Here is a 13,412-nt window from a genome sequence, read left to right on the forward strand (position 1 = left end):
TCCCTTCTCTCTGTTCTTCTGAATTACGCGTGAGCCTGGTTGCTCAACTTCTCGGCCCACTGCTTCATCTTGTCCAAACCAGTCCAGTTCGAATCCACAAACGTGATTGCACCGGTTGGGCAGGCAGTTGCACATGCTGGGTCGCCGCCGCACAAGTCGCACTTTTGCACCTTGCCGGTCTCCTGAACATAATTCACTGTGCCGAACGGGCAGGCAATCGTGCACACCTTGCAACCCACGCAGGTGTCTTCCGACACCACTTTCACCCCATTGGTTTTGTCCATGGTAATGGCCTCAACCGGGCAGGCGTGCAAACACCAGGCCTCATCGCACTGAGTACAGGTGTAGGGCACTTTTTTGCCGGTGTGATGAAAGTCGAATACTTTGATTCGCGACAGTGAGGTGTTGAACACCTGGTAGTTTTCATAGCTACACGCCATTTCACACTGAAGGCAGCCCGTGCATTTGTCAGGCGTGATGTGAAGAGATTTTTGCATCCCGTTGTTCCTCGCTTCTTTGGTTATTTGTTTTGGGCACTACGTACATGCCTTCTTATGCAATAAGCCTGCCAACTTGAAAACAAAATTTCAACGGCTCTCGGCAACACTTTTCCGAGTTTTTGCACATGGGGTTTTCCCGATGCAACACAGTTGTTTCAAATTGGCACAACTGTTGCAATAAAAAAGCCCCGCATCCTAGCGAGGCTTTTTTTGAACGAATGACCTGAAATGAGTTCAGCCTGATCAGGGCCTCATGTACTTCACGCCGTATTTTTCAAAGATTTTCTGAAGCTCGCCACTCTCCTTTAACTCATTCATGGCCACAGTCAGTTTTTCAGCCAACTCTTTGTTGGTTTTTTTAGTGGCCATGCCCACGGCCCAGCCTTTGGGTGGCAGTGAATTATGCGGCACCTTGGACACGTAATAATCAGCCTTCTTGTCCGGGTGCTGGTGCAAAGCCCATTCAAGCTCGGCCCGGGTGGCCATCACGGCCACCAACTCACCGTTCACCATGGCATCCACTGCTTCTTTAGGGGTTTTGAAGTTCACCAAATTGTCGGCATACGCAGCGCCATCGGCGCCCGCCAACATAATGCTTGGCAAAGCAGCCGCTTCAGCACCAATTTTATTGCCCGCTTCCGAGAAAGGCTTCAGGCTGTCCAGCGTTGGTAACTTCTTCACGTTACGCGCTACGAAAATGTCGTCGCGTGTGTAAGGTGAGAAAAACAAGGCCTGATCTTCTTTTTGCATGATGTATGCATCCACCGGCGCATGCATCAAAATATCGGCAGGCGCGCCGGCCAGGTAGTGCCCACGCGTCACCATATTTCGAATGTCGTCCGAAAACTCTTCATCCTCGGTAAAGGCACGCACTCGCAAACCCAAGCCCAGCTTGGCCGCCAGGGCTTTGGCGATATCAACATCAATGCCTTTCCCTTCATGCGAATAAGGGGCCAAGTAATTGTAGACAGCCACTGTCAACACGCCCGAAGCCTGCACTTTGGCCCAGTCGCTTAACTCTTGCGCAGCCACGCCAAGCTGAATGGAAAAGCCCAGCGCGACAGCACCGAACCATTTGATCAAAGGTAATTCACACGTTGATTTAAACGCATTCATAGGGTCTCCTGATGCCGTGCCTTGGATGCACTTGTTTTTTTGAATGGATACTGAACAGATTGGAGGGATCGCCTTATTCAAGCAAGCGACCCGCTCCACGCGACCTTGAAAATCCAGTTATTCGTATTTACGAGTTTCAACATAAGCCTTGATGGCCCAAATCGCCTCTTGGCTCAGGATGCCTGCAAACGCAGGCATATACACCCGGTCACCTCGTACCTTGCCACCCAGCACTGAATTGCGGAAATAAACATCCATCTCAGCCTTGCATTCTTGCTTTGCTTTCTTGCCTGCAAAAGAATCACACTCGGTGTTCATTTTGCGCAGATCAGGAGAAATACCTCCACTAATGGCCTCCAGACCGTGACAGCGGGCGCAATTCTGGTTGTAAGCTGAGCTGCCCACGCGAATCGCTTCTTTGTCACCGACGTAAGGGTTCGTGTCCAGCATCTCTTCGCCCAAAGGCTTCAAGGTAGATACATCCACAACCTGAGGTGTTACATCACCATGGGCCATTGCCACGGAAGCGGCAATCGAAAAAATTGTTGCCACAAGGGCTTTACGAACTAACATCACAACTCCTGTATTTCTAAGAATGATTCAACACGGGGTAGGTACTGCAATCCCCATGCCACCCTATTCATTTGAATTTGTGAATTAGTTTTACCAATTGTTACAAATCGCCAACCCTATGGCCTCACCGTTTTATCTGTGCTACTTTTTGTCAGAAGGTGTTTCATTCTGAAACACATTGGATTGAGTTGGCACAGTGCTTGCATTGGGCAACATAGCAGCTGAAACATCAATACAACCAAAAACATTCAGCGCTTCAAGTTGCACCCAAAAACATACTTATAAAACGCAGCACCACAAGAAGCAGGAGACATGGATGACTTTCTTATCCGAGCGGGATGGCGGCAGCCTCGCATCCAACGCCCAAGTGATAGAGCTGATCGACCCGGGCACGGAGGGGCACCTCGAATTCATTCGGCGTGCGCACCAGCGTTCCACGGCCGCAGGGCTGGACACCACGTCCAAAGTGGACATTGCCCCGCCACCCGGCAGCGCACTAAAAGAGCTGATTGAAAAGAACAACCGGCTGAAGTCGTGCGCCCTGCCATTCATGGAAACCTTGTACGAACAGGTTGTGAACACGCACAGCATGGTGTTGCTGACAGACGCCAGCGGTACGATCATTGAATCACTGGGCGATGATGATTTTCTGGTCAAGGCGCAGAAAGTCGCCCTGGCACCTGGCGTAACCTGGAGCGAAGAACACAAGGGCACCAATGCCATTGGTACGGCTCTGATCGAGGAATTGCCCACTGTGGTTCACGGCCAGGATCACTTCCTGGACGTTAACCGTTTTTTGACCTGCTCGGCTGCTCCGATTTTCGACCCCAATGGCGTGGCCATCGGGGTGCTCGATGTGACTGGCGATTACCGCAATTACCACCGCCACACCATGGGCCTGGTACGCATGTCGGCGCAAATGATCGAAAACCATTTGTTCAACAGTTCGTTTCAAGACGCGATCATTGTGCAATTTCACCAGCGCGGCGAGTTTCTGGGTTCCGTGGTTGAAGGTGCGGCGGCCTTCTCGCCAGCCGGCAAATTTCTGGCCGCCAACCGGGCAGCCATGGTGCAATTCGGCATGTCAGCCAATGCCCTGAAAAGCCACACCTTCAGTTCACTTTTCGGCATGCCTTTGTCAGCCCTGATCGACCATTACCGCACCTGCAACCCAATCCCCTTGATTCTGTGTTTGCACAATGGCAACCAGGTCACAGCGCGAGCCAGTTTGGGCAGTGTGGGCCGAGGCCGTATTTTCGACTCGGTGGGTTTGGTCAAAAACAATTGTGATGCGGCTGTGCTGCAAAACCCAACGCCGACCGCGCAGAAAGCCAACACAACCTGCCAGAAAAGCCATCACCTTTCCAGCCTGAAGTACCTGAACACAGGCGATCCACAGGTGGCAAAAATCATCGAAAAAGTGGGCAAGGTCATCGACAAAGACATCCCCATTTTGATTCTGGGTGAAACGGGCACAGGCAAAGAAATTCTTGCGCAAGCCATCCACAACGATTCGCCCCGGGTGGACAAACCATTTGTCGCAGTCAATTGCGCATCGATTCCTGAAACGCTGATTGAATCCGAGTTGTTTGGCTACGAAGACGGCGCATTCACCGGTGCAAAAAAGAAAGGTTCACAAGGCCGTATTTTGCAAGCCAACGGTGGCACTTTGTTCCTTGATGAAATCGGTGACATGCCCATTTCTCTGCAAGCACGCTTGTTGCGTGTATTGCAGGAACGCGTGGTTACACCGCTTGGCAGCCAGAAAAGCATTCCGGTGAATTTGCAGGTTATTTGCGCCACGCACCGCAACCTGCGCGATCAAATTGCAACGGGCCATTTCCGTGAAGACTTGTACTATCGCCTGCACGGTTTGGTGGTTCGTCTTCCCGCACTGCGCGAGCGCACCGACTTGCAAAAAATCATTCAACGCATTCTGGAAAATGAATCGCACAACCCGCGCATTCGCGTGTCTCCGGAAGTAATGAAAGCGTTTACCACGCACGCATGGCCGGGCAATATTCGGCAGCTCACGAATATTTTGCGCACCGCCAGCGTAATGACTGACGAAGCCGAAACCATTGAGTGGGACCACCTGCCAGATGATTTTCTTGATGAGTGGCGTGCCCTTCGACTGGACGCCAAAGCCAATCAAGCCGAGCAAGTGCCCGTTGAAACCGAAGAGCGCCAGCAAGTGCCTCGCGCCTCAACGTCAGCAGCAGTTACACGCCCACAGTTCAGTGTGCGCAGTAATTTCTCAGTGCAATCCAAAATAACGCCTCACGCTCAAAGCAACTCACCCGTGTTTGCGGCAAAAAGCAAACCCAGCACTTTTGAAGTGCAGGTTCATCATCGGTCAGGACCCTCAGCCAAGAGCAACGGTCTTGATCACACCTTCAGCAAGTTCAGGGAAGGTCGATTTGACAGCTGGACACACAGTTCAAAACCCGCCAGCAGGGAAGAGCCCATCGGTGCGCTGCCCCAGTCACCGCGCTACAAAGAAGATACCTTCGACACGCGTGCCTACGATGCGCGGGCGCAAGGCTACTTGGGTTCCAGGCAAGCCACTGCAAGGGCTCAGGCAGACAATCCAATTAATCTGGACGACCTGGAATCACGGGCCATTCAAGAGGCACTGGAAACCTGCAGGGGCAACGTTAGCGCAGCCGCCCGCATGCTGGGAATTTCAAGAAACACCATATACCGGCGCTTGAATTCGAAGTAAAACGCGTCTTTCATTACACGGCACTGTGCCTTCAAAAAACCACCCCATTGTCGGGTGGTTTTTTTTGGCACAAAGCAATTGAACAGCTGTCACAAAACTGTCATTCACCTGCTCCAGCCGCACACAATTCTGTTTCAAAGCGCACCGTTTGGCGCAAACCAACTGCACTGCCCCATCTTGTCATCAAAAGCCCTACATTTTAATTTATGTTATTAAAATCAATAGCTTATGCACTGGCATGTCTTTTGCCCTAGTCCCCTCAAGCCAGTTCTACTCTGCGGTGTGCTGGCGAGCTTTAGAAGACAAACAAGCAACAACCTTTAAAAACTAAAACTGGAGGGTTGATCTCATGATCAGCAAAAAATTAGTAGCAGCTTCCATCTTGGCAGCAATGGGGACTTCGGCACACGCAATCGGTTTCAAAGCCGGTGATTGGGAAATGGACATTTCTGGCTCTGTAAACGCCTACTACAACACAACAAGCTGTGACAATGCCGGCGCAGCGGCCGATGGTGCTTTGCCACTTTGCGGTTTCACAGGAACTGGCCAAGATCGCACAACCATTCAAAACGGTCTTTTACCTGGTTTCATCATTTTCTCAGCATCAACCAAGCAAGCCGGTTACGACCTGAAGGCCGTGATCTCCATTGACCCAGGTACAACCAACACAGGCAGCTCTGCATTCTCTGGTGGCGTGGGCCAAACGGTTGGGGATCAGCGCCGCGTATTCCTGCAATTCGGCAACGAAACAATGGGTACGATCAAGGCAGGCCGTGACATTGGTCTGTTTGGCCAAAACGCCATTCTGAACGACATGTCTTTGTTGGCAGTAGGTGGTGGTTCTGGCTACAACGGCGCACTCAACACAACACTGGGTGGAATCGGATCTGGTTATATCTACACTGAATTTCAGCCCCAAATCACATACACGGCACCAGCAATCGGCAACCTAAGCTTGTCGGGCGGCGTATTCCAGCCCAAAGAAATTGGTGGCGCGGAAAGCGATTCCCCAGGCATGCAGGCAATGGCCAGTTATAGCTTGGGCGACAGTGGCAAACTGTGGGCTGCTTTGATCAACCAGTCCCAATCTGGCGCTGCAGGAGCTCCTGACGCAGACCTGACCGGCTTCGAAGCCGGTGGTACGCTGAACTTCGGCGCGTTGTCACTGACCGGCAACTACTTTACCGGTGAAGGACTGGGCACCACACTGATCGGCTTCGGTGGTCGCGACGTAAACAACGCCGAGCGTGATTCAGACGGTTACCTGCTACAAGCTACATACAAAGTTGGCAACACCAAGTTTGGTATCAATTACGGCTCGTCCACACTGGACGCCACAGCTGCTGACCGCGCAGCCAATGGCATTATGCTGGACGAAACCAACCAGACGGTTCTTGGCGTTTACCACAACTTGACACCAAGCCTGACCATTGCAGGTGAATACATCAGCAACGAACAAACCTACCAGTTGGGTGCACCCTCAGCCAAAGGCGAATCCAACACAATCGCTGTAGGTGCAATCCTGTTCTTCTAATCGTTAACCACCCTCCGTTAACGGTTATCCTAAGGCGCGAGCTCACAAGGTTCGCGCCTTTTTGCATTGTGTTTCAAACTGCAACAGGTTGAACACCAAAGCAGCCTCATTTTCCACATTGTAAAAATACCGACCGGCTTGCATGTACGGCACGGGAATTGCTATTTATAACTCGAGGACGAACAAAACGGCGCAAGCCAAGTTCTTCACCCAAGCCATGTGCCAAGGTGCATTTTAATAAAGCAAAAGGAGGATATTTCATGCAGTGGACTACACCATCATTCGTTGACATGCGTTTCGGTTTCGAAATCACCATGTACATTGCGAACCGTTAATTTGACGGTTCGCACAGCCCCGGATAGCCTTTCAGGCTGGCGGGGTTTTTTTTACCCCTGAAAAAAGCAATTATGAAAATCAAAGTTCTGGGATCCGCAGCAGGCGGAGGGTTCCCGCAGTGGAACTGCAACTGCAACAACTGCCAAGCCGTGAGGGCCAAAGCGCCCGGCTACACCGCGCGCACCCAGTCGTCGATCGCCATATCCGATGGGTCTGCAAACTGGATTTTGGTCAATGCCTCGCCCGACATTCTGACCCAGATCAAAAACACCCCGGAACTACAGCCCAACCGCGGCCCACGCGACACAGGCATTTCCGCCGTGATCCTGATGGACGCACAAATTGACCACACCACAGGCCTTTTGATGATGCGCGAGGGCAAAACCCCCATGCGCCTGTTCACCACCCCAGCGGTGTGGGAAGACCTCACCAACGGCCTGCCTTTGGTGCCCACGCTGGGGTTTTACTGCGGCGTGAAATGGACCCCCCTGTGCACCGAGTGCGATGAGCCTTTCTCCATCAGCCCGCTGGACAACATCAAGATCAAATCAATCCCGCTGATCAGCAAGGCACCCCCCTATTCCCCAAGCCGCTATGCACAGCGCCGTGGCGACAACATTGGTCTGTTGATTGAAGACACCAACACCGGCAAAAAAGTGTTTTATGCACCAGGCTTGGGTGAAATTACGCCCAACATCATGCCCTTCATGCAAGAGGCCGATGTACTGATGGTGGACGGCACTTTCTGGACCGAAGACGAAATGGTCACGCAAGGGTTTTCGCAAAAAATGGCGGCCGACATGGGCCACCTGCCTCAAACCGACAAACCCGGCCAACGCGGCTCGGGCATGATCAGCCAGCTTCGGCAGTTTGAAACCCAACGCAAAATTCTGATCCACATCAACAACACCAACCCGATTTTGAACGAGCATGGCGACGAGCGCGCCATTCTGGCCGACAATGGAATTGAAGTGTCTTATGACGGCATGGAGATTCTTGCATGAGCAACAACAAAGCCTGGAGCAAAAAAGAGTTCGAAGAACGCTTGCGTGCCAAAGGTGACAAGTACCACATTCACCACCCTTTCAACATTGCCATGCGTGAGGGCAAACTAAGCCGCGAGCAACTACGCGGCTGGGTGGCCAACCGCTTTTATTACCAAATTTGCATTCCACAAAAAGACGCCGCCGTGATAGCCAATTGCGACGACCGCGAAACACGCCGGCGCTGGGTGCAGCGTATTCTCGACCACGATGGCTGGGAAGGCAATGCGGGTGGAATTGAAGCCTGGAGCCGTTTGGGTGAGGCCGTGGGCATAGAAAAAGACACCTTGTGGAGCCAGCAACTGGTGCTGCCTGGTGTACGCTTTGCCGTAGACGCTTACGTCAATTTCGCACGCCGTGCGCCTTGGCAAGAGGCCGTGTGTTCGTCGCTGACTGAAATGTTTGCGCCTGAAATTCACAAACAACGCTTAAGCAATTGGCCCAAAGACTACAAATGGGTTGCGCCGGAAGGTTTGAATTATTTCCGGTCACGGATCAGCCTTGCACAGCGCGATGTAGAACATGGTTTGGAAGTGACACTGAATTATTTCAAGACCCGTGCGCAACAAGAGCGTGCACTGGAAATTCTTCAATTTAAACTGGATGTGTTATGGAGCATGTCAGACGCAGTCGCGCTGGCTTACCCCGACAAACCGGTCAAAACAAAACAGAAGAAACAATGAGCTCCGAGACAACACCAACCCTGCCGCTTCACCCAAAACTGAATCGTCTGTTTCGCCTTCAATACGAGGAGGCGCAAAAAACACATGTGCTGCTCTACCCCGAGGGCATGGTGAAATTGAACCAATCCGCCAGCGAAATCTTGTTGTTGTGCGACGGCTCCCGAACAGTGGGTGAAATTGTTGACGCGCTGGAAAGCAAATTCAGCGCGAGCGGACTGGAAGCCGATGTACGCAGCATGCTGGAAGAAGCAACACGCAGAAACTGGTTGGACGCATGACCAGCGCAAGCGAACAAAGCCAGCGCCCGGCCGGCCCTTTGTGGCTGTTGGCTGAACTCACCTACCGCTGCCCGCTGCACTGTGTGTTTTGCTACAACCCGGTTGATTACAAAACCAACACCAATGAACTGACCACCGGCGAGTGGAAAGAAACCATGAAGCAGGCCCGTGCCTTGGGCGCGGTGCAACTGGGCTTTTCGGGTGGCGAGCCTTTGCTGCGCGAGGACCTTGAAGAACTGGTGGCGTACGGTCATGAACTGGGCTACTACACCAACCTGATCACCTCCGGAATCGGCTTGAAGCCTGCTCGGCTGGATGCCCTGAAATCGGCAGGCCTTGACCACATTCAGGTCAGCTTTCAGGACGCAACCCAGGCCGCGAATGATGCGCTCAGCGACACCAAAACATTTGCCAAAAAACTGGAAATTGCCACCGCCGTGAAAGCCGCTGGCTGGCCCATGGTGTTGAACGTGGTGCTGCACCGTTTGAATCTGGATCACATCGATTCAATCATTGAACTGGCCGTGAAGCTTGGCGTGGAATACCTGGAATTGGCCAACACGCAATACTACGGCTGGGCCTTCCAGAACAAGGCAGCGCTCATTCCCACTCATGAACAGCTTAAGCACGCCGAAGAACGCGTTGCAGCATGGCGCGAAAAACTGGGCAACACCATGAAGCTGTTGTTTGTGGTGCCCGATTATTTCGAAAAAACACCCAAGCCTTGCATGAGCGGCTGGGGCAATGTGTTTCTCAGCATCAGCCCCGACGGCACAGCCCTGCCCTGCCAGGCCGCCCGCATGCTGCCCGGCTTTGAATTCCCGAACGTTAAAACCAGCACGGTTGAACACATTTGGTACAAAAGTGATGGCTTCACGCGCTACCGTGGCGATGCCTGGATGAAAGACCCCTGCCGCACCTGCCCCGACAAAGCCAAAGACTACGGCGGCTGCAGGTGTCAGGCGTATTTGATCACCGGAGACGCCACCAACGCCGACCCTGTGTGCCACAAATCACCCGAACATGAAAAAGTGGTCGCCTTTGTGAACGCCGCACAGCGGCGCGATGATCCCGATGACTACCTGAAAGTTCAAAAGCCTGAACAGCAAAATCTGGCCAATACGGCCGAGGTGCCCGTGGTATGGTATCGCAGCGATCACAACAGCTTGCACCTCAGCAAAAACAGCTCTTGAACTACAACAACACCGCAACCAACACCACCATTCGACTACACGCACAAGGCTTGTCCTTCTCTTGGGGAACTCGGCAGGCGTTAAGCAATGTCAGCCTTGATTTAAACGCGGGTGAAATGTTTGGCCTGTTGGGCCCCAATGGGGCTGGCAAAACCACCCTGATCAGTTTGATTGCAGGCTTGATTGCACCTGATCAAGGCGAACTCTCGGTGCTAGGCTACAGCACGCGCAGGGCTGCAGACCTGGCCCGCAAAAACCTGGGCTTCGTGTTTCAATCGGTGTCGCTGGATCGCTTCATGACCGTGGAAGAAAATCTGTTGTTTGCTGCGGGCCTGCAAGGATTGAACAAGGCACAGGCCAAAGCCAACCTGGCGCATCTCTACTCCGTTTTTCCGATACAGGCGTGGTTAAACCGCACTGTGGGAAGCCTGTCTGGCGGACAGAAAAGACTGGTAGACATTGCCCGCGCCATGGTGCACAAACCGGGAGTATTAATCCTGGATGAACCCACTACAGCGCTCGATGTACCTTCCAAAAACAGTGTGTGGCAAACTCTTAAAACGCTACAGGCCCTCGACGGACTCACCATTTTTATTGCCACGCACTTGATGGACGAAGCCAACAGTTGTGACCGGGTTGGTTTTCTGAACCAAGGGGACCTGAGCTGGCTGGGTACCCCTGCACAGGCACTTGACGAGTTGCCGGATCAAAGCGTAACCAGCGTGCGTACAGCCACCCTGGCAGACTGGTTTGTGTGGAAAATGAACGGCGGAGCCCAATAACCATGTTGATGCATTTTTATTGGGCTGTCATACGCCGCGAAAGTCAGAAATTATTGAAACAACGCGACCGGCTGGCCGCTGCCATGGTGCGCCCTGTACTTTGGTTGTGGATTATCGGTGGTGGCATGCAAGCCTTGGCTGGCGGCGACTACACAGCGCGTTTGTTGCCCGGCATTGTGGGCATGACCCTGCTGTTTGGCGGCATGGTCGGGGGCTTGAGCATTGCTTTGGACAAAGACGCAGGCACCATGCGCCTGTTGGTAACAGCCCCTGTAAAAACCTATCACATACTGATCGCGAAAACCCTGGGCGCAGCCATTGGCGCGCTGGTGCAAATGGGCCTGCTGATCACGTTACTGCTGGCACTTGAAGGCCTTTATACCTTGCTGTTTCCGCTCGGGTTTGATTTGCAGAATGTATTGCCCTGGGTGGGTCGAACACTTTGGCCACAACTTCATGTGCTGCTGCCCGGTGCTGCATTGGCTGCATTGACCTGTGCCGCCTTGGGTGTGTTGTGCGGTACTTTTGCAAAAAGCATTGATGGCTTTGCAGTCATGATGAACTTCGTGATTTTCCCGGTGTTCTTTTTCAGTGGCGCCTTGTACCCCATCGAACCCATGCCTGCGCTGGCACGCTGGGTGGCCTTGCTCAATCCTTTTTCTTATTGCGTCGACCTGCTTCGCCACGCTTTCAGCAGCCATGCTGAATTTGGATTGATGTTCGCCACCTTGGTACTTCTGGGCGCTACGGTTGCCATGTTGATTGTGGCCACCTGGAAGTTTTCACAAAGTGGTGCTGCCGTACCGTTAAATCAGTAAAATACTATTTTAAAGTAGATTTTATAGAGAATAACTCTATAAAAATTAAGCACGATCGTTCGTATTTTTACTTACAATGTCCTCGCAAATTTCCATTCTTAAAACGGACCCAAGAGGACGACATGAAGCAATTCCCGTTTCAATTCAAAATCATCTCCACCGCCATTGCCACTCTGTGCATGACAGGTTCAGTGCAAGCTGGCGGTTTTGCGCTCAATGAGCAAAATGCCAGTGGTGCTGGTGTGGCCTATGCAGGCAAAGCAGCGATTGGTGAAGATGCCAGCGCGGCCTGGTTTAACCCCGCCAGCATGAGCCGCCTGAAAGAACGCCAAGTGGTGTTGGGTGGGCATTACATTGACCTGAATGGTGAAGTCAACAATGAGGGCAGCACTGCCGCCCCTGGCCGCCCCCTGGGCAGCAGCACAGGCGAGTTCGGCGATGAAGGCTATATCCCCAACTTTCACCTTGTCATCCCGTTTAACGATCGAATCAACTTCGGCTTGTCCGTGGCCACACCCTTTGGCCTGAAAACAGATTTTCAACCCAACTGGTATGGTCGCTTTCAAGGAGTTACTTCTGACATCAAATCAGTGAACATCAACCCGTCTGCCTCGTACAAAGTGAATGAGCAATGGTCCGTCGGTGCAGGTGTTTCTGCGCAAAAGCTTGATGCCAAACTAAGCTCACAAATCAACTACGCGCCTTTTGGCGGCACCGAAGGTTTGACGACCATTGCGGGTGATGGTTGGGGCTACGGCTTTAACCTGGGCGTGATGGGACAGGTAACGCCTGCAACACGCGTGGGCGTGGCTTATCGCTCATCGATTGAGCAAGACCTGGAAGGCAACGTCACTTTCGAGAACGTTGCACCGGCCGTTGCTGGCCTTTTTGCAAACAGTGAACTCACTTCCAAAATCCGCCTGCCTGCCTCGCTGGCTATTTCATCGGTAACTGAATTAACACCCAAATGGCAACTGTTGACCGACGCCACGTGGACTGAATGGAGCACCATTCAGAAGCTGGACTTTCAGCGCCAGAACGCACCAGCGGGTGCTGCGCCATTGACTGTGCAAGACTATGAATGGAAAAACAGCTGGCGCTTTGCGGTGGGTGGTATTTACAAATACAGCGACACCATTAATTTGAAAGCCGGCATGGCTTACGACATTACACCGGTGCCGGATGAGCGCCGCAAAGTTCGCCTACCGGATGAAGATCGCATCACTTTCGCGGTAGGTTCGCAGTACAAGTTCGACAAAGCCACCACATTCGATGTGGCCTTTCAGTATGTAATGCCCAACAAGGCAAAAATCGACAGCACTGAAGGCAACCCGGCTGCTGGTCAACAAACGCGTGTATTGGGCACCGCAGAAGGCGATGCATTCATTATTTCCGGTCAAGTGTCATACAAGTTCTAAAAACAGCTCGATGTGTCAAAAAGCCCGGATTCAAACCGGGCTTTTTTTTATAAGTACCCCGACGGCCCGCCGTAAGGACTCAGCTTGACCAAGCGATTACTCAGCCGAAACGCCACATACCAGAAGAGAAGGTTAAAGGCACAGAGCCCCACTGCATAAGGTATGGGCACGTCTAACAACACGTGCGAGAACGACAATGGGAAGGCGAACAGTAGCGCTCTTCTAGGCCACGTTCGACCATGCGTGTAAAGCTGCCGCAATGTAAGGAAGGAATAAAGTGATAGGGCAAAAATACCAATCTGCATCCCCCACCATTCAAGACTAAGCCAGAGATTGTCAACTACCGCCAAGAAAAAAGTTAAGGTGATTACGCTGCTAATGAAATAAAGCGAAAGCTGATACAAAGTTTTCGT

General features: G+C 52.4%; 13 protein-coding genes. 10 read left to right on the plus strand and 3 right to left on the minus strand.

Annotation, left to right across the window (positions count from 1 at the left end):
• Window positions 1-23 precede the first annotated feature (23 nt).
• The 3 genes from P0D43_RS14115 to pedF form a co-directional block, all read right to left on the minus strand.
• Window positions 24-497, minus strand: a complete 474-nt coding sequence (locus P0D43_RS14115) for a 4Fe-4S dicluster domain-containing protein (protein WP_008251418.1) — start codon at window positions 495-497, stop codon at window positions 24-26.
• Window positions 498-743: 246 nt separating this feature from the next.
• Complete coding sequence (locus tag P0D43_RS14120; protein ID WP_394672726.1) at window positions 744-1,616, minus strand: substrate-binding periplasmic protein; 873 nt, start codon at window positions 1,614-1,616, stop codon at window positions 744-746.
• Between the two features lie 117 nt (window positions 1,617-1,733).
• The gene (pedF, locus tag P0D43_RS14125) at window positions 1,734-2,189 is read right to left on the minus strand and encodes a cytochrome c-550 PedF (RefSeq protein ID WP_341238291.1); all 456 of its coding nucleotides are present in this window, start codon (window positions 2,187-2,189) and stop codon (window positions 1,734-1,736) included.
• Between the two features lie 316 nt (window positions 2,190-2,505).
• Between pedF and P0D43_RS14130 the strand changes: the two genes are divergently transcribed.
• From P0D43_RS14130 to P0D43_RS14175, 10 genes are all read left to right on the plus strand, one after another.
• Complete coding sequence (locus tag P0D43_RS14130) at window positions 2,506-4,914, plus strand: sigma-54-dependent Fis family transcriptional regulator (protein WP_394672727.1); 2,409 nt, start codon at window positions 2,506-2,508, stop codon at window positions 4,912-4,914.
• 349 nt (window positions 4,915-5,263) lie between these two features.
• Window positions 5,264-6,448 (plus strand): porin, encoded by a 1,185-nt coding sequence (locus P0D43_RS14135; RefSeq protein WP_394672728.1) that lies wholly within the window; start codon window positions 5,264-5,266, stop codon window positions 6,446-6,448.
• Between the two features lie 260 nt (window positions 6,449-6,708).
• Window positions 6,709-6,783, plus strand: coding sequence for a pyrroloquinoline quinone precursor peptide PqqA (gene pqqA, locus P0D43_RS14140; protein WP_083797182.1), 75 nt, complete (start codon window positions 6,709-6,711; stop codon window positions 6,781-6,783).
• A gap of 72 nt (window positions 6,784-6,855) precedes the next feature.
• Window positions 6,856-7,788, plus strand: coding sequence for a pyrroloquinoline quinone biosynthesis protein PqqB (pqqB, locus tag P0D43_RS14145; protein ID WP_341238270.1), 933 nt, complete (start codon window positions 6,856-6,858; stop codon window positions 7,786-7,788).
• Window positions 7,785-8,510, plus strand: a complete 726-nt coding sequence (gene pqqC, locus P0D43_RS14150) for a pyrroloquinoline-quinone synthase PqqC (RefSeq protein ID WP_394672729.1) — start codon at window positions 7,785-7,787, stop codon at window positions 8,508-8,510. Before pqqB ends, pqqC begins: the two co-directional genes overlap by 4 nt.
• Window positions 8,507-8,788: a pyrroloquinoline quinone biosynthesis peptide chaperone PqqD gene (pqqD, locus tag P0D43_RS14155; RefSeq protein WP_394672730.1), complete on the plus strand. Its 282-nt coding sequence runs from the start codon at window positions 8,507-8,509 to the stop codon at window positions 8,786-8,788. Before pqqC ends, pqqD begins: the two co-directional genes overlap by 4 nt.
• Window positions 8,785-9,981: a pyrroloquinoline quinone biosynthesis protein PqqE gene (pqqE, locus tag P0D43_RS14160; RefSeq protein WP_394672731.1), complete on the plus strand. Its 1,197-nt coding sequence runs from the start codon at window positions 8,785-8,787 to the stop codon at window positions 9,979-9,981. The genes pqqD and pqqE overlap by 4 nt, the downstream gene beginning before the upstream one ends.
• Entirely contained in the window at window positions 9,978-10,763 is a 786-nt protein-coding gene (locus P0D43_RS14165; protein WP_394672732.1) for an ABC transporter ATP-binding protein, read from the plus strand. The genes pqqE and P0D43_RS14165 overlap by 4 nt, the downstream gene beginning before the upstream one ends.
• A 2-nt stretch (window positions 10,764-10,765) precedes the next feature.
• Window positions 10,766-11,581 (plus strand): ABC transporter permease, encoded by an 816-nt coding sequence (locus P0D43_RS14170; RefSeq protein WP_394672733.1) that lies wholly within the window; start codon window positions 10,766-10,768, stop codon window positions 11,579-11,581.
• A 122-nt stretch (window positions 11,582-11,703) separates the two neighbouring features.
• Window positions 11,704-12,999, plus strand: a complete 1,296-nt coding sequence (locus P0D43_RS14175; protein ID WP_394672734.1) for an OmpP1/FadL family transporter — start codon at window positions 11,704-11,706, stop codon at window positions 12,997-12,999.
• Window positions 13,000-13,412: the final 413 nt, after the last annotated feature.

The sequence above is a fragment of the Limnobacter sp. genome (assembly GCF_043511195.1).
Taxonomy (GTDB): Bacteria; Pseudomonadota; Gammaproteobacteria; order Burkholderiales; family Burkholderiaceae_B; genus Limnobacter.